Consider the following 16,354-nt stretch of genomic DNA (forward strand, 5'->3'; position numbering starts at 1 on the left):
CGAACAAGGCTAGCGGGGTCACGGCCCTCGGCGCAAGGTCACCGGCCGAGGTAAAGCCCCTTGCGGGCCGCGGCGCTGGCCGCAAAGGCGGCCAGGGCCAGCGAGATCAGCACGTTCCATCCCGCGAGCGACAGGCCGAGGAAGCGCCAGGCCGCCTCCGTGCAGCTGACCACGCGGGTGCTCTGCAGTTGGTTCAGGAAATCCCCCACATTGCCTGCCCCCGCGCCCGATCCGCCGCCGCAATCGCTCGGTCCGGCGAAGAAGCCCCACTCCACGCCGGAATGATAGGCTCCGAGCCCCGCGCTGACGAGGAAAACCAGCGCCAGAAGCCATAAGCCCGGGCGAGCGTAGCGCGCCGGCAGGAGCGCGGCCAGGAGGCCGAGCGGGATGCCGATATAATAGGGATTGCGCTGGATCAGGCAGAGCTTGCACGGCACATAGCCGAAGACATGCTCGAAGACGAGTGCCCCACCGACGGTGGCCGCGGCCCCCAGGGCCACGGCCAGGGCGGCCTGCCGCATGGTGAGGCTGATCTGCATCGAACTCTCCCGTCTAGAACAGGTATCGGAAGGCCACGAAGCCGCCAACGAAGGCCGCGATGGCCAGAGCCGCCACCAGATTGAAGTTGTTATCGATGATCGATTTGATCCTTGGCCCGAACTTGCTCATCAGCAGAGCGATGAGAAAGAAGCGGGCCCCCCGGGTCAGAATCGAGAGCACGATAAACCAGCCGAGATGATAGCCTGCAAAGCCCGAGGTGATGGTCACGAGCTTGTAGGGAATCGGGGTCAGGCCCTTGAGCAGGATCACCCAATGGCCGTATTCGGAATAGGCGTGCCGGAACGTCTCGGCTCCTTCGGCTAGCCCGTAGAGCTGGAATAGCCAGGCGCCGATGGAATCGTAGAGCCCCAGTCCGATGAAGTATCCCAGAATGCCGCCCAGGACGGAGGCCACGGTGCAGATCAGCGCATAGGTCCAGGCCTTGTCGGGCCGTGCCAGCATCATCGGCACGAGCATCACGTCCGGCGGCACCGGAAAGAACGAGCTTTCCGAGAAGGACACCAGAGCCAGCGCGTAAGGAGCCGAAGGTCGGGCCGCGAGGGACAGGGTCCAGTCGTAGAGGCGTCTGAGCATGGGGTTCCGATAGGTTCAGATCCGGATCGGGGGCTTTGCCCCGCGCCCCTTTGAGCACAAGGCGCCCGGAATTGCGAGAGGTCACCCTTGCGGCTTCCCTTCACATCTCCCGCATTGACCAACCTTCGCCGCCCATGGTACGTCCCGGGTCCTTGCCCCTGTGGCGGAATTGGTAGACGCGCTCGACTCAAAATCGAGTTCCGCAAGGAGTGCTGGTTCGATCCCGGCCAGGGGCACCATCACCTTTCAGATGGTACGGCGGGACAGAGTTCGGAGCCCGAACCCGTCTTCAAGCAAACGACCATTGCGACATCACCTCGTCCTGGCGGCCGCTTGGCGATAATCGCGTGCCTTCGCCCAGAAAGCATGACGTCCTAACGCTTTCGGGCTACCTCATCTGCCATCTTGCGAATGACATTCTCTTTGGAACAAATGGCCGCGGCCGAAGAGAGATGCGGATTTCTGATCGGGGCGGCGCAAACATGCGCCATGGGGGATTTTCGGCGCGCATCATTAATTACCTTCAAAGCCGTAAGGAGGGGCTTGTGATGGAAGCCGAAATCGAATTCGTTGCCCGTGCGCTCTACACTGCCGAAGACAATGCTCAGGTCTGGGAGCGCGAACCTGATGTCGTCAAAGACGAGTTCCGCCTGTATGCCCAGGTGGCTTTGGAATTGCTGGCAGAGCATCGCAAGCAGAAGACCCTCGGGACCGAGACCTGCATCTTTCCCTATGCCGCATAAGGCATAGTCCAGACATTGCATGAACCGCCCCTCTTCCAGCGTAGTTTTCGTGCTTTGCCGCATGTGATCGTGGCGACAATGCCAGAGGCTTCGCCAAAACCATCTGTCACGGTGCCTGACGAGAGCGCCCGCAGCCGATCGGCTGCGGGCGCCAAGTCTTCGAATACGCTCGTGAAGAATGAGCTCGATCAGCCTCGACGCTCGATCACCGTGACGATCCGGCGGGAGCTCGGCTCGACGATCACGATCTGATCGCGCACGACCACGTACTTACATTCCGGCAGACCGGTCAGGATACGCTCCACGTTGTCCGGGCAGTCGTACAGAGTCGTCACAGACGTCGGAATGGTCGAGCCGACATTGACGCTGAAGGTCACATTGGTGAGCGGCTGAACATTCACGCTGCGGAAGGATTCGGTGATCTGCGTGCGCTGCTCCGACGTCACGTTGACACTCGTAGAGCTGGACGACGTGGTGCTGCCGGTCGTGTTGGCGGCTCCTCCCGTCTGACCGGCCGTGTTGCCGGTCGTGCTCGTGGTGCCGCTCGTTCCGCCGGAGGCTGTGCCGGATGCATTACCGCGTGTTCCGCCCGACGTGCCGGACGTCGCACTGTCGGTCGAGCTGCCGGCGCTGCCGGAAGGAGCACTCGTGCCGCTGGAAGCGGAGCCCGAGGTCGTTCCGCCCGACGTGCCGGATGCAGCCCCACCGGCGCCGCCACCGGATCCGGACGAGCCGCCGGGAGTCGTGATCGTCGAACCACCCGAAGTCCCGCCGGAAGCGCCGCCCGCAGCACCGCCGGAGCTGCCGCCCGAACCGCCGCTCGTCTGAGCCATCGCGGCTACGCTCAGGGACAGGGCAGCCGCTGCAACCGTTGCCATCAAAGTTGTACGCATCGCAAGATCTCCCATGAATAGAGTGCTCGAACGAGCTCTCTGCAATGCGTATCAACGAGATGTTTTCGGCAGGGTTCCGCCCTTCTCTTTGGGGTTAAGAAACGTACAGCTCCCGTTCATCTTCATGAACGTTCTGCGCTGCTACGCTGACCTGATCAGCCCCTATTATAGACATCGTCCGTTGCCGCTTAAGCTATGATACGAGCAGAGCAGCTCGGTCAGGATCAGGGGTGATCGGAGGGCTGAAGATTCCGGAACGAGAGCGGCGAGAAGGCAGCAACGACTTTCTCGTAAACCGGCCGCTTGAACGGGATGATGAGGTCAGGGAGCCGATGCATGTCCTCCCAGCGCCATTCATCGAATTCAGGCCTGTGGCCCCCACCGCCGGGCTGATGGATGTTGATCTCGCTCTCGTCGCCTTCAAAGCGGAACGCGAACCACTTCTGGTTCTGCCCGCGATAGCGCCCGCGCCAAGCGCGCCCCGCAACCATGGACGGGAGATCATAGGCGTACCATTCCGGAGCCTCGTCCAAAAGGCTCACGGAACGAACGCTGGTTTCCTCATAAAGCTCGCGCAAGGCGGCTTCGTAAGGCTCCTCGCCCGGATCGATGCCGCCCTGCGGCATTTGCCAGGAATAGCCATCGGCCGCCGCATCGCCTTCGGACCGTCGCCGCCCGATGAAGACCAATCCGTCTTTGTTGATCAGCATGACGCCGACACAGGAGCGGTAGGGCAGATCCTTTCTGGCCTGTGATCCTCTTGCGCTCCTCATCCGACACTCACTCCCTCAATGGCTGAAACCCGCTGTGGCCGGTTCTTGCATAGTGCCGGCGCTGACGCATGGTTCCAAAACTGGCAAAGAGAGTGCCGCTTCCCTCAGCCTTGTACAAGCCTTTCAGGAGGGTTGTAGACGCATAGATGGAAAAAGAGCCTGACGGGATCTCCCGTCAGGCCCACATGCAGCATTATAGCTTGGCGAACGAGCGCCGATCAGTTGGGCGTCGTTGTCGTGTTGGCGGCACCCTTGCGAACGCCATGCAGCAGATCGTAGGCCGCGAGGAGCTGCTTGTCCTTGGCCGGATCCGGCGGGATGTAAGCGGAGGATCCGCCGCGCTCTTCCTTGTCGCCACCGTTCTGCAGATGGCCGCGCAGACCGGCCTCGCCCTTGGTCTCGTCCTTGCCCTTCAGTTCCTCGGGGATGTCCTGCAACACCTCGATGTCAGGGTCGATGCCCTTGGCTTGGATCGAGCGGCCGGCCGGGGTGAAGTAGCGCGCCGTCGTCAGGCGCACGGCTCCATTGCCGCCGAGCGGGATGATGGTCTGCACGGAGCCCTTGCCGAAGGAGCGGGTTCCGAGAACCGTCGCACGCTTGTGGTCCTGCAGGGCGCCCGCCACGATCTCGGAAGCCGAGGCCGAGCCGCCGTTCACCAGCACCACCAGCGGCTTGCCCTTGGCCAGATCGCCGACCTTGGCGCTGAAGCGCTGCGTATCCTCGGCATTCCGGCTGCGGGTCGAGACGATCTCGCCGCGGTCGAGGAAGGCGTCCGACACCATGATCGCCTGGTCGAGCAGGCCGCCCGGGTTGTTGCGCAGGTCGATGACGAAGCCCGCCACCTTGTCGGCGCCGATATCGCTCGTGAGCTTCTCGATGCCGGACCGCAGGCCTTCGAAGGTCTGCTCGTTGAACTGGGTCACGCGCAGAACTCCGATGTCACCCTCGACGCGGGCACGCACCGGACGAACCTTGATGGTTTCGCGGGTCAGCTTCACCACCACCGGATCCTTCGCTTCCTTGCGCTGGATCTTGAGGGTGACCGAGGAATTGACCGGACCGCGCATCTTGTCGACGGCCTGGTTCAGGTTAAGGCCCTGAACGGGCTCGTCGTTGATGTGGGTGATGATGTCGTTGGCCAGGATGCCGGCCCTGGAGGCCGGTGTCTCGTCGATCGGCGTCACCACCTTGACGAGCCCCTCCTCCATGGTGACCTCAATGCCGAGGCCGCCGAACTCGCCGCGGGTCTGCACCTGCATGTCGCGGAAGCTCTTGGCGTCCATGTAGCTCGAATGCGGATCGAGCGAGGTCAGCATGCCGTTGATGGCCGATTCAACGAGCTTCGACTCTTCCGGCTTCTCGACATAGTCCGTACGGACCTTCTCGAAGACGTCGCCAAAAAGGCTCAGCTGGCGGTACGTGTCGGCCGAGGCGGCAACCGCGCTCATGCCCGACAGGAGGCTGGTCTGCGACACCATGGTCGCACTGCCTGCGCCGATGGCCGCACCGAGAATCAAAAGAGATAGTTTGCGCATTATCCGCGAACCTTTTCGCTTTGCGATTTTGCCCACCAGGGACCTGGATCAATTGAACCGCCGTCTTTCCTGAACTCAACATAGAGGACGGGATTGTTCTTTTCTATGGCGGCGCCGATCAAACTCATGAGAGGAGCCTCCCCCATGGTCGCAACGGGTTCGCCTGCGAGCACGAACTGCCCGACATCGACGTTGATGTGGTCCATACCGGCCAGAAGAACATAGTATCCCCCACCGGCATTGATGATCAAGAGTCGACCGTAGGACCGGAAGGGACCGGCAAAGGAGACCCACCCGTCCGCGGGTGATACCACACTCGCCTTGGGCCGTGTCGTGATCGAAATGCCACGCGTCGTTCCGCCATAGCCGTCCGGAGCCCCGAAGCTCAGGATCGTCTCGCCGCTGACCGGCCGAGGCAGCAGCCCGCGAGCCTCGGAAAACGGGATTTTCGGGGCGAGCCGGGCCGGATCCCGGAACGCCAGCTGGGCGAATTTCTCCCGGGTTTCGCGCTCCTGCGCCTCGGCGGCCTTGCGAGCCTCCTCGGCAGCCCTTTGGGCCCCGGCAATCTCCGCTTCCATGCGGTCGACCAGTTCCTTCAGGGTCCCTGCCCGGCGGGCGAGTTCCTCCGCCTTCTGCCGTTCGGCGCCCACGTTGCGCTCGACCTCGGCAATGCGACTCTGCCGGGCCTCCATGAGGGCAGCGAGCCGCTCCTGCTCCCGATTGAGGGCCGTCAGCTCCCCGTTGAGGGTCGTGCGATCCGTGGCAATGGCCTCCTTGAGGCGCACGAGCTCGGCGAGATCCGTGGCCAGGATCTCCGCTTCCTGGCGCAATTCCGGCAGGACAGCCCCCAGCATGATCGAGGCTCGGACGGCCTCGAGCATATCCTCCGGCCTCACCAGCACGGCGGGCGGCGGACGGCGGCCCATGCGCTGGAGGGCCGCAAAGACTTCGATGATGACGCCGCGGCGGCTCTGCAGGGAGCGGCGAATGGCCGCTTCGCTGGCCCCCAGGGTCTGGAGCCGCTGCTCAAGCCCCAGGATCCGGTCCTCGGTGCCGCGGACCCGGTCGGCGGTGTCGATCAGAGCGGAGTTGAGCTTGGCTCGGTCGGCCTTGATGTCCGTGATTTCGGCCTCGAGCCGCCTGCGTGCCTCCGCATTGGCCGTGATCGCCTCCTCGAGGACCTTCAGGTCCTTCTCGCGCCGCGCCTTTTCCTCGGCTGTTTCGTTCGGCATAGGCTGTGCCGCCGGCGCAGCAGGCTGCTGCTGGGCTCCGGCGGAGCTCAGGCTGGCAGCAAGCATCCATGCGGCAAGACCAAGCGTCTTGCGGGAAAAGAGGGACTTGAAGCGGATCATCCGTCAGGAATCATCGTGGCCGGCGCGATGATAAGGGTGTCCGGCCAGGATTGTCAGGGCCCTATAGAGCTGCTCGGCCACGAGCGCCCGCACGATCTGGTGCGGCATAGTGAGCGCCCCGAAGGAGACGACGAGGTCGGCCCGCTGCCTCAGCTTGGGATCGAGCCCGTCGGGCCCGCCGATCACGCAGGCAACCCCGGACCGGCCCTCGTCGCGCCATTGCCTGATTCGCTGGGCGAATGCTTCGCTCGAAGGGCTCTTGCCGCGCTCGTCGAAGACGATCAGCACGGAGGAGCCGACCTTCTCGAGAAGGGCCGCAGCCTCTTCCGCACGCCGGTCGTCCTCGCGACGGGCCCGGCTCTCGGGCAGTTCGATGACATCGAACCCAGCCAGGCCCAAGGCACGGCTCATGCCTTCAACCCGCTGCTTATAGCGTTCGACGAGCTCCCGCTCGGGGCCGCTCTTGAGACGGCCCACGGCCAGCAAGCTCAGTCGCACGGATCTCGCCTTGTGTTAGCTGACCCGGTCCTGCGGACGGTCGGCTCCCCACATCTTCTCGAGGTTGTAAAAGCCACGAACCTCGGGACGGAAAACGTGGATCAGCACGTCGCCGGCATCGATCAGCACCCAATCGCAGGCGGGCAGGCCTTCGACGCGCGCATTCCCGAACCCCTTGTCCTTGAGGTCCTTGATCACGCGGTCGGCGATCGCGCCCACATGGCGATCGGAACGGCCCGATGTCACGATCATGGTGTCGGCAAGCGAGGTTTTTCCGGCCAGGTCGATCTCGACCGTGTTTTCGGCCTTCATATCCTCGAGGGAAGCCAGGGCGACGGCCCGGATGTCCTCATCGTGCGGAGCGTCCGCTCCGGAGAGAGGAGGAAGCGGGTTCTTGTCCGCTTCGACGGAAGATAGTCGGTTCAGGTTCAGACCCTTTCTCAACGGCACTTGATGGTGCCGACCCTTAAGATAATGCGGGAAGGCCCCATTTTTCAACGTCTCCCGGTGGAGGAAGTTCGTCTCATTTGGCGCAGCTTGGTAGAAGACAGATGGGATCGGGGTCCGTGCAGGAAGACCCAGGCCGGGGGCTCGAACCCAGGCAGAGCCTCGGCTTCGTTCTCATCGATGCGGCTTTCGGCGAGCGCCTTGGCGCTTCGTGAATGGACGGCTTTCAGTGTCCAGCCGGGCCGGTCGATCACGGCCATGGGCATCATGCGGGCAATGCGCCGCCAGCCCCGCCAGCGATGGAAGCTCGCCAGATTGTCGGCGCCCATGATCCAGACGAAGCGGACCCCCGGATAACGTCGCTTGAGATAAGCCAGGGTATCGACCGTGTAGCGGGCCCCGATCTCTTCCTCGAAGGCGGTCACATCGATGCGGGGATGGTCGGAGACTTGGCGAGCCTCCTCCACGCGCATCGCGGTCGTGGCCAGCTCCCCGGTATCCTTCAGGGGATTGCCCGGGGTGACGACCCACCAGACCCGGTCGAGCCCGAGCCGCTTCAGGGCCATGAGACTCACGTGGCGGTGCCCGGCATGGGCCGGATTGAAGGATCCGCCATAAAGCCCGATCCGCATGCCCGCAGCCACCCGCGGCAGACGGGCCAGGCCCGAGGGCCTGACGCGGAAGCGAGACGCAGCGGGCCTCACGGACGCGTCTGGCCCGAGCCGCGGATGCGGTAGTTGAACGACGTCAGCTGCTCCACGCCGACCGGCCCCCGGGCATGCATGCGCCCCGTGGCGATGCCGATCTCGGCCCCGAAGCCGAACTCGCCGCCGTCGGCGAACTGGGTCGAAGCATTGTGCAGGACGATGGCGGAATCGACTTCCGCAAGGAACCGCTCGGCCGCGGTCTCGTCGTCGGTAACGATGGAGTCGGTGTGATGGGAGCCATGGGCATCGATATGCGCAATGGCGGCCTCGAGTCCGTCGACGACCCGCGCCGAGATGACGGCGTCGAGATATTCGGTATGCCAATCCTCTTCCGTGGCCGGCGTCACGCGCTGATCGGCCGTCTGCACGGCCTCGTCGCCGCGTACGGCGCAGCCTGCATCGAGCAGCATGGAAACCAGGGGCTTGAGATGCGTCTCGGCGCAGGCCCGATCCACCAGCAGCGTCTCGGCCGCACCGCACACGCCCGTGCGGCGCATCTTGGCGTTCAGCACGATGGCCTTCGCCATCTCCAGATCGGCCCTGGCATGCACATAGACATGGTTGAGCCCTTCGAGATGCGCGAAGACAGGCACCCGCGCCTCCTCCTGGACCCTTGCCACGAGGCTTTTCCCCCCACGGGGCACGATCACGTCGAGATTGCCGTCAAGCCCCGAGAGCATGGCGCCCACGGCTGCCCGGTCCCGCGTCGGCACCAGGCGAATGGCGTCGGCCGGCAAGCCCGCCTGTTGCAGGCCCTCGCCCATCGCCTCGGTGATGGCCAGCGACGTTCGGAAGCTCTCGGATCCCGCCCTTAGGATCGCGGCGTTGCCCGCCTTGAGGCAGAGCGCCCCTGCATCGGCCGTCACATTGGGACGGCTCTCGAAGATCACCCCGATGACGCCGAGTGGCGTTGCCACGCGCTCGATGGTCAGGCCGTTCGGACGCTCGAACCGGGCGAGCACGCGTCCCACGGGATCGGGCAAGGCCGCGATGCTCTCGACGGCTTCCGCGATGGCTTCGAGACGCTCGGGATTCAGGATGAGACGGTCGATGAAGGCGCCGCTTTGGCCCTTTGCCCTTGCATCGGCCAGATCTTCGGCATTGGCGGTCAGGATCGCATCCGCACGGGTCCGGATCGACGCCGCCATGGCACGCAGGGCCGCATTCTTGTCCTCGGCACTCGCCAGCGCCACATGCCGGGCTGCAGCCCGCGCCCGACGGCCGAGAGCGGCCATGAGGGCCGGAACGTCCGGATTTCCAACTGAAGCGGCACCTGGTGCGTTGAGGTGGTCAGCAAGCACTTCCGCAATCAAGGCGCGAATATCGTCCATGTCCAAGTCCCAGCCCCCGACCGCTTCAGGGGAAATGTCACGATCCGAACCCATAGCATGCCACGCGGCTTCAGCGCCAAGCCGTTCCGTCTTGATGGAACCTGAGATCCGGGTCGGGACCTCAGGCTGGCACTACAGATCCTGGCACGGACCTTTCTACCCGCCGCGGACAAAGATCAAGGACTTCCTGACCTATTACTGCCAGCACTTCGATACGGCAGAGATCAACAATTCCTTCTACCGGTTGCCGACCGAACAGGCCGTGCGAGCGTGGCATGATTCCACGCCGACGCACTTTCTCTTCGCCTGGAAGGCCTCGCGCTTCATCACGCACATGAAGCGCCTGAAGGGGATCGAAGAGAGCATCGATCTCGTGTTCGGCCGGATGGACGCCTTGGGCGACAAGTTCGGCTTGGTCCTGTTTCAGCTGCCGCCCACCTTCAAGGCCGATGCGGAGACGCGGGAGCGGGTGGCGCGCTGCCTGGCGCTGATCCCCGAGAGCCGCCGCTGCGCCTTCGAGTTCCGGCATCCGAGCTGGTACGAGGAGCCCGCCTTCCGGATCCTGCGGGACCATAATTCCGCGCTGTGCATTTCGGATCACGCGGATGCGCCAGCCCCCTGGGAGGCTACGGCGGATTTCACCTATGTTCGGGCACACGGCACGAACGGGCGCTATGCCGGCAGCTACTCCGCCGAGACGCTGCAGACCTGGGCGCGCCATATTGCCGATTGGCGCAAGAGCGGGCGCAGCGTCTATGTCTATTTCGACAACGACATCAAGAGCGCCGCACCGGGCGATGCCCAAACGCTGCTGCGGCTTCTCTCTGGCGATCAGTCGCTCAACGCCATGTCGTCCCGGTGAATCATCTCGGTTCGACCGGGATAGCCGAGGATCCCCTCGATCTCGCGGCTCGGCCGGCCGATGATGCGCGCCGCCTCCTCCGCGTCATAGGCCACGAGGCCCCGACCGAGCACACGGCTCTCGCTGCGGATCGTCACCGCATCGCCGCGGTGGAACGAACCCTCGATCCGGCGCACGCCCACGGGCAGCAGGCTCGCGCCGCCCTGGAGCGCACGGGCGGCGCCCTCGTCCACATGGAGCGTGCCGCGGGGTTCGAGCGCGCCTGCGATCCAGGTCTTGCGCGCAGTGGCGGGATTGGACGGTGTGAGGAACCAGGTGCAGCGCCCGCCTTCGGCAACGCGTTTCAGCGGGTTTTTCGTGCGGCCGTCCGCGATGACCATGTGCGTGCCGCCGGCAGTGGCGATCTTGCCCGCCTCGATCTTGGTGCGCATGCCGCCGCGCGAGAGCTCGGACGCGGCCCCACCGGCCATCGCCTCGATGGCAGGCGTGATGCGCTCGACCACCGGAATGTGCTCGGCATTCGGATCCAATGCGGGCGGCGCCGTGTAAAGCCCGTCGATATCGGAAAACAGCACCAGAAGATCGGCGCCGATCATGGTGGCGACGCGGGCGGCCAGACGATCGTTATCGCCATAGCGTATTTCCGAGGTGGCGACCGTGTCGTTCTCGTTGACGACGGGGACGGCCCGCATCTCGAGGAGCTTCAGGGTCGTCGCCCGGGCATTGAGATAGCGCCGCCGCTGCTCCGTGTCGGCAAGCGTCACCAGGATCTGGCCGGCCGTGATGCCGTGATGGGCCAGCACCTCGGACCAGGTGCGGGCGAGCGCGATCTGGCCGACGGCCGCGGCCGCCTGGCTTTCTTCCAGCCGCAAGGGACCAGAAGGCAGCCCTAGAACCGTGCGCCCCATGGCGATGGCGCCGGAGGAAACGACCAGAACGTCGGCACCTTTCCCGTGAAGGTCCGCGATATCCTCGGCAAGCGCCGCGAGCCAGGCATGATTCAGCCGTCCGCGCACCCGATCGACCAGCAGCGCGGAGCCGACTTTCAGAACCACACGACGGAACTGGCTCAGTTCAGGGGTCACGGATGCCACTCTTCCTGCGGCCGGGCAGGCTCTTCCTCGGCCTTGGCCTGATCGATCACGGTGAGAAGCGCCTGGAGCACCTCCTGCACACCCTGTCCCGACGCGGAGGAGACCACGTAGGGCGTTTGCTTGCAGGCCTTTTTCAGCTTCTTCAGCTGCTCCTTGAGCGTCTCCTCGTCCAGGGCATCGGCCTTGGACAGCGCAACGATCTCCGGCTTGTCGGCAAGTCCATGGCCATAGGCCTCGATCTCGTGGCGAACGGTCCTGTAGGCCTCGCCCGCATCCTCGCTGGTGCCTTCGACGAGATGCAGCAGCACCCGGCAGCGTTCCACGTGGCTCAAGAAGCGGTCGCCCAAGCCGACACCCTCGGAGGCGCCCTCGATCAGGCCTGGGATGTCGGCCAGCACGAACTCGCGGGAATAGGCCCGTACGACGCCGAGCCCAGGATGGAGGGTGGTGAAGGGATAATCGGCAATCTTGGGCTTGGCCGACGTAACGGTGGCAAGAAACGTGGACTTGCCGGCATTGGGAAGCCCGACGAGCCCGGCATCGGCGATCAGCTTGAGACGCAGGATGAGCGTGCGTTCCTGGCCTTCCTGGCCGGGATTGGCCCGGCGCGGGGCGCGGTTCGTCGAGGTGGTGAAATAGGCATTGCCGAAGCCGCCATTGCCGCCCTTGGCCAGCAGCACTTTCTGACCCACATGGGTCATGTCGGCGATGACGGTCTCGCCGTCCTCCTCGAGGATCTCGGTCCCGGCCGGGACCTTGAGAACGGCGTCGGCGCCCTTGGCGCCGTGCCGATTCTTGCCCATGCCGTGGCCGCCGGTCTTGGCCTTGAAATGCTGCTGATAGCGGTAGTCGATGAGGGTGTTCAGCCCCTCGACGCATTCCGCCCACACGTCGCCGCCGCGGCCGCCGTCGCCGCCGTCCGGCCCGCCGAACTCGATGAACTTTTCCCGGCGAAAAGATATGGCGCCGCCGCCGCCGTTGCCGGAGCGAATATAGATCTTGGCTTGGTCGAGAAATTTCATAACCCGCATCCTTTACGGGACTGGAGCATTTTTCGCAAAAGCCGATCGGGCCCTGCGGCCAAAAAATGCTCCCGTCCGTGGTGGTGTGCGGGAGCAACGCGCATAAAGGAGAAGCGCTCCCGCACGTGCGGGAGCGCTTCCTTGCTTTCAGCTTGCGAGGGACATCTCCCGGTCCACCTCCACCTCGACGCAGACGGGCTCGCGCACGAGGCCGGTGTGGCTCCAGCTCTTCAGGCTCTCCCAGGCCCGCCGGTCGAGGCGGAAATGGTCGGCCGGATAGAGCCCTCCCCGGGCCGGCAGCTCGACGAGGCCAGCGCCCTGATAGGCGAAGCCGCACTTCTCCAGCACCCGCCGGGAGGCCGGGTTGATGACCCGGGCCGACGCGGTGAGCTCGTCCCCCTCGCCATAGGCGAAGAAGGCGTCGATCAGCGCTCTCGCTGCCTCGGTGGCGTAGCCCTTGCCCCAATAGGGCGTGCCGAGCCAGTAGCCGAGGCTGGGCTTGCCCGTATCGGGATCAGGACCGATGCCGACCATACCGATGAGGCAGTTGGGCCGGCCCTTGGGCGTGATGGCGAGCTGCAGCCCGTGGCCGTCCGCGTTGGACCGCCGGGACTGGAAGATAAATCGCTCGGCATCGTCCGGGTGATACGGATGCGGAATGCGCGCCGTCATCTCCGCGACCGCTTTCTCACCGGCAAGGCGTACGATGGCTTGGGCATCCGCGAGACGGGCCCAGCGCAGCCACAGGCCGCGGGTCTCGAGGCGGAAAACATCGTCACGGGTGAGGTCGGGAAACATCGTCTTGCTCCGATCCGTTGGGCCCTCCTTGGGCCCGGGAAATGACGAAGGGGAGGTGGACATCCCACCTCCCCTGTCAGTTTCGGATTGGAGCTTGGCCTTTTGGGCCTGTCTGGTGCTCTTCATCCGCCGGGTCGGTGTGATGCCGGCGGGAGCTCCTTCGTTTCGCTCTCGCCGTTTACTCTGCGGCCTCTTGGGCCGGTACGACCGATACAAAGGCTCGGCCTTGACGCGTCAGGAATCGGACTCGGCCATTGGCCGTGGCAAAGAGGGTGTGGTCTTTGCCCATACCGACATTGGCGCCGGCATGCCATTTGGTGCCGCGCTGACGAATAATGATGTTGCCGGCGACGACCTGCTGATCGCCAAAGCGCTTGACGCCCAGACGACGGCCTGCCGAGTCGCGACCGTTGCGAGACGAACCGCCTGCTTTTTTGTGAGCCATGGGTTACTCCCGTGTCCTGTGTGAAGCCGAACGCTTATTCAGCGGTGGCCGGCGCAGCTTCGTCAGCCGCAGCCTTGGTGGTCTTCTTGGCCGCAGCCTTCTTGGGCTTTTCGCCACCGGCGAGGATCTCGGTGATCCGCACCACGGTGTAATCCTGGCGATGCCCGCGCTTGCGGCGCGAATTCTGACGGCGGCGCTTCTTGAAGGAGATGACCTTCTCGCCGCGGGTGTGTTCCACCACCTCGCCCGCCACGGTCACGCCCTCGACGAGAGGGGCGCCCACCTGGGTCGAGCCGTCGTTCGTGACCATGAGAACCTGGTCGAACGTGACGGCGGTGCCAGGCTCGCCTGCGAGCGTGGCGACGGTGATGACGTCGTTGGCGGCAACGCGATACTGCTTGCCGCCGGTCTTGATCACTGCGAACATCTTGATCCTCGTGTTCAAACCCAATTCTCAGCGGGGAAGCCCCCACCGGACTGGCTTTTTGGCAGTTTCCGGCTTCGGTTCACGACAGGCTCAAGCTGCCGCATGGAAATGACCAGGCACTCGTGCCCGCCCATAGAGGAGGCCTACCTACGGGCTGCCCCCACGTTTGTCAATCAAAAACCTTGCTTTTGGTGCTTGAAGACCCGCCAAGCCCATGATATCCACCCCGCCTCAACCAGCGGGCCTGAGGGCCTTCGCGACCCGGAGAGGTGGCAGAGTGGTTGAATGCACCGCACTCGAAATGCGGCATACGGGCAACCGTATCGGGAGTTCGAATCTCCCCCTCTCCGCCATCTAACCCTTTGAAAGACAAGGGTTTGAGGCCACAGAGCAGACGCTCCAAAACAGCCTGAAATCTCAGCCCGCCACAGCAACGCCACAGTGGCAGGACGCATCATGGCTACCATTCGTAAGAGAGGCTCCCGATGGGAGGCTCAAGTCCGTATCAAAGGCTATCCTTCATTCACCAGGACATTCATCGCTCACGCCGATGCTATTGCATGGCTAAGGAGAAAGAGCGGGCAATCGAACGGGCCGAGATCCTCGTCTCGGTAAGAGACCTCAAAGGGCAGACCGTTGGCGACCTCCTGAACCGCTATGAGGAGGAGGCAATCCCCTTCAAGAGGGGCAGCGACAGGGAACACTTCAAGCTCCGAGTGATCCGGCGACATGCAATCGCGGAGGCCGACCTCAGCAAGTTGACAGCCTTGTCCGTATCTCAGTTCCGGGACGAGCGCCTGAAGGTGGTCACGACGGGTACCGTGAGGAGGGAACTTGCCATCCTCCGGCACTGCCTAGAGGTTGCTCGTAAGGAATGGGGTGCCCCCTCCCTTCCAACCCAGTTGCCGCAATTCGCCTCCCCTCTCCCGGCAAAGCCCGAGAGAAGCGCCTTAGCCCGGAGGTCGTTGGAGCCTTCTGGAAGGCGGTGGAACGGGCAAGAGCGTGGTGTCTTCCATCCGGTGAGCGCCTGGCTAACCAGTGAGATCCCGAAGAGGGCGAACAACGTGACCGAGAGCCCGTTATCCCGCAGGAACCACCGCATACACCTCACCTCACATATTTGAACTGCAACGGTTAAGTAGCGCAGGGTAGGAATGTTGATTTCGTGCTGCCCTTGGGGGCTGGATGCATCTCACGACGCTGTTGCCATGCAGATATACAGACCCGGCAAGTCTGAAGAAGTTCTTCAAAAGGACCACTTTGAGTCAGGCATTGCCCGTCACCCGATCTCCGAGGACGTCCGCCGCTCCCCGCTAGAGCTGACATTTGCTTTACTTCCGCCTCGTGTCAGAAGAAGATATTTCGGGATTAAACTATACTTTACGTTGGGAAGTAACGGCTAGCAGATGGATGGGTTTTCATGGAAGGCGGCTGCGCAATGGGAGATATAAGGAAACTGTGCAACCAAGCTGCGATTGCTTGAAGGGTTCTTGGCCGTTCAGCATTGAACCATAGGCACAGATCTTGACTACTTTCATCAGGGTGAGTCTGATCTAGATCCCAAATGTGCGAGACAACATTCCCAGCAACATCTGATTAATATTATAATAAATTCAGTTGCTTCAATTGTATCATCAAGAAAAGGACGCCCACTTTAAGAGGGCGCATCAAGTTTCAGGATCCGTAGGGGCAAATAAAAAGATCCTTTAAACATTATCTATTCACACAATGACTAGTCTGCCACGTGTTTATATTGATACATTGTACGCTAACGTACTATATCAGAGATCGTCGAGTCTCTACATTGAGTGCACAATGCCATACGGATATGATCCTGTGTCCGTAGGGGCAAAATACGGACTGAAGCGTCGCGCACACGGTTAATAGAAAGACTGGGCGCGGCTCTTCACCCTTGGTCGTGAACCTTGGCTGGAACATGAGAAATTGCATTGCCCCGGTTCTACTTTGACGTCTCCGTAGGTGATGATTTCACCCGTGACGATGTGGGCTTCGAGTATGAGAGTCTGGCAGTCGCGGAATACTACGCCGCCCGCATTGCATCCGAAGTCAGCCAGGATGCTCTGCCGAAGGGCCTCACCTCAGTGGTGCGGGTGCGCGATGGAGATGGCTTCCTGCTGCTCACAGCAGAAGTAACCATGACGCTTCGCCGGACGGCTCGCGCCCTCGCATGAGGCAACCGTGCGGGAATTTCGCGCAGGTCCCTTAGAAAATGGCTCTAAGCCGCCTTAGTCCTAGACTCCACGATCCTTCGGTACTCATAATCCGGCACGTT

Annotated in this window: 19 protein-coding genes and 2 tRNA genes; 6 read left to right on the forward strand and 15 right to left on the reverse strand. The window is 63.2% G+C overall.

What is annotated here, in order from left to right; all coding sequences use genetic code 11:
* Positions 1-38 precede the first annotated feature (38 nt).
* Entirely contained in the window at positions 39-539 is a 501-nt protein-coding gene (locus tag VB672_RS22185; RefSeq protein ID WP_329786372.1) for a disulfide bond formation protein B, read from the reverse strand.
* A 13-nt stretch (positions 540-552) separates the two neighbouring features.
* Positions 553-1,134 carry a YqaA family protein gene (locus VB672_RS22190; protein WP_329786373.1) on the reverse strand — a complete coding sequence of 194 codons (582 nt, stop codon included), beginning with the start codon at positions 1,132-1,134 and terminating at the stop codon, positions 553-555.
* A 154-nt stretch (positions 1,135-1,288) separates the two neighbouring features.
* On the opposite strand from VB672_RS22190, the gene VB672_RS22195 reads away from it, so the two are divergent.
* Together VB672_RS22195 and VB672_RS22200 are read left to right on the forward strand one after the other, a co-directional pair.
* Positions 1,289-1,373, forward strand: a tRNA-Leu gene (locus VB672_RS22195).
* A 309-nt stretch (positions 1,374-1,682) separates the two neighbouring features.
* Positions 1,683-1,877: a hypothetical protein gene (locus tag VB672_RS22200; protein ID WP_329786374.1), complete on the forward strand. Its 195-nt coding sequence runs from the start codon at positions 1,683-1,685 to the stop codon at positions 1,875-1,877.
* A 188-nt stretch (positions 1,878-2,065) separates the two neighbouring features.
* On the opposite strand, the gene VB672_RS22205 is transcribed toward VB672_RS22200, so the two are convergent.
* The 8 genes from VB672_RS22205 to VB672_RS22240 all read right to left on the reverse strand — a co-directional run bounded on the left by VB672_RS22205 (position 2,066) and on the right by VB672_RS22240 (position 9,317).
* Positions 2,066-2,770 carry a DUF1236 domain-containing protein gene (locus VB672_RS22205; protein ID WP_329786375.1) on the reverse strand — a complete coding sequence of 235 codons (705 nt, stop codon included), beginning with the start codon at positions 2,768-2,770 and terminating at the stop codon, positions 2,066-2,068.
* Positions 2,771-2,994: 224 nt separating this feature from the next.
* The gene (locus tag VB672_RS22210) at positions 2,995-3,543 is read right to left on the reverse strand and encodes an RNA pyrophosphohydrolase (RefSeq protein WP_329786376.1); all 549 of its coding nucleotides are present in this window, start codon (positions 3,541-3,543) and stop codon (positions 2,995-2,997) included.
* Between the two features lie 218 nt (positions 3,544-3,761).
* On the reverse strand, positions 3,762-5,078 hold the full coding sequence (locus tag VB672_RS22215) for a S41 family peptidase (RefSeq protein ID WP_329786377.1): 1,317 nt from the start codon (positions 5,076-5,078) through the stop codon (positions 3,762-3,764).
* Positions 5,078-6,430: a murein hydrolase activator EnvC family protein gene (locus VB672_RS22220; RefSeq protein ID WP_329786378.1), complete on the reverse strand. Its 1,353-nt coding sequence runs from the start codon at positions 6,428-6,430 to the stop codon at positions 5,078-5,080. The genes VB672_RS22215 and VB672_RS22220 overlap by 1 nt, the downstream gene beginning before the upstream one ends.
* Before the next feature lie 3 nt (positions 6,431-6,433).
* A complete protein-coding gene (gene rlmH, locus VB672_RS22225) occupies positions 6,434-6,928 on the reverse strand; it encodes a 23S rRNA (pseudouridine(1915)-N(3))-methyltransferase RlmH (protein WP_329786379.1) in 495 nt (164 codons plus the stop codon).
* A gap of 15 nt (positions 6,929-6,943) precedes the next feature.
* On the reverse strand, positions 6,944-7,273 hold the full coding sequence (rsfS, locus tag VB672_RS22230) for a ribosome silencing factor (RefSeq protein WP_262271441.1): 330 nt from the start codon (positions 7,271-7,273) through the stop codon (positions 6,944-6,946).
* Positions 7,274-7,422: 149 nt separating this feature from the next.
* Entirely contained in the window at positions 7,423-8,007 is a 585-nt protein-coding gene (locus VB672_RS22235; protein WP_442932161.1) for a nicotinate-nucleotide adenylyltransferase, read from the reverse strand.
* Positions 8,008-8,075: 68 nt separating this feature from the next.
* Positions 8,076-9,317: a glutamate-5-semialdehyde dehydrogenase gene (locus tag VB672_RS22240; RefSeq protein ID WP_442932163.1), complete on the reverse strand. Its 1,242-nt coding sequence runs from the start codon at positions 9,315-9,317 to the stop codon at positions 8,076-8,078.
* Positions 9,318-9,507: 190 nt separating this feature from the next.
* Here VB672_RS22240 and VB672_RS22245 point away from each other — a divergent pair, with 190 nt between their 5' ends.
* A complete protein-coding gene (locus tag VB672_RS22245; RefSeq protein WP_329786381.1) occupies positions 9,508-10,275 on the forward strand; it encodes a DUF72 domain-containing protein in 768 nt (255 codons plus the stop codon).
* Here the strand turns inward: VB672_RS22245 and proB are convergent.
* From proB to rplU, 5 genes are all read right to left on the reverse strand, one after another.
* The gene (gene proB / locus VB672_RS22250; RefSeq protein WP_329786382.1) at positions 10,245-11,360 is read right to left on the reverse strand and encodes a glutamate 5-kinase; all 1,116 of its coding nucleotides are present in this window, start codon (positions 11,358-11,360) and stop codon (positions 10,245-10,247) included. The genes VB672_RS22245 and proB overlap by 31 nt on opposite strands.
* A complete protein-coding gene (gene obgE, locus VB672_RS22255; RefSeq protein WP_329786383.1) occupies positions 11,357-12,391 on the reverse strand; it encodes a GTPase ObgE in 1,035 nt (344 codons plus the stop codon). The genes proB and obgE overlap by 4 nt, the downstream gene beginning before the upstream one ends.
* Positions 12,392-12,538: 147 nt before the next feature.
* Positions 12,539-13,189, reverse strand: coding sequence for a GNAT family N-acetyltransferase (locus tag VB672_RS22260; protein WP_329786384.1), 651 nt, complete (start codon positions 13,187-13,189; stop codon positions 12,539-12,541).
* 178 nt (positions 13,190-13,367) lie between these two features.
* Positions 13,368-13,634: a 50S ribosomal protein L27 gene (gene rpmA, locus VB672_RS22265; protein WP_036355650.1), complete on the reverse strand. Its 267-nt coding sequence runs from the start codon at positions 13,632-13,634 to the stop codon at positions 13,368-13,370.
* Between the two features lie 34 nt (positions 13,635-13,668).
* Positions 13,669-14,061: a 50S ribosomal protein L21 gene (rplU, locus tag VB672_RS22270; RefSeq protein ID WP_203441279.1), complete on the reverse strand. Its 393-nt coding sequence runs from the start codon at positions 14,059-14,061 to the stop codon at positions 13,669-13,671.
* Between the two features lie 263 nt (positions 14,062-14,324).
* On the opposite strand from rplU, the gene VB672_RS22275 reads away from it, so the two are divergent.
* The 3 genes from VB672_RS22275 (at position 14,325) to VB672_RS22285 (ending at position 16,253) form a co-directional block, all read left to right on the forward strand.
* A tRNA-Ser gene (locus VB672_RS22275) sits at positions 14,325-14,414 on the forward strand.
* Between the two features lie 207 nt (positions 14,415-14,621).
* The gene (locus VB672_RS22280) at positions 14,622-15,185 is read left to right on the forward strand and encodes a hypothetical protein (RefSeq protein WP_329786385.1); all 564 of its coding nucleotides are present in this window, start codon (positions 14,622-14,624) and stop codon (positions 15,183-15,185) included.
* Positions 15,186-16,010: 825 nt separating this feature from the next.
* Complete coding sequence (locus VB672_RS22285) at positions 16,011-16,253, forward strand: DUF6894 family protein (RefSeq protein WP_329786386.1); 243 nt, start codon at positions 16,011-16,013, stop codon at positions 16,251-16,253.
* Positions 16,254-16,354: the final 101 nt, after the last annotated feature.

This window comes from Microvirga sp. CF3016 (assembly GCF_036314085.1).
In the GTDB taxonomy this organism is placed as follows: domain Bacteria; phylum Pseudomonadota; class Alphaproteobacteria; order Rhizobiales; family Beijerinckiaceae; genus Microvirga.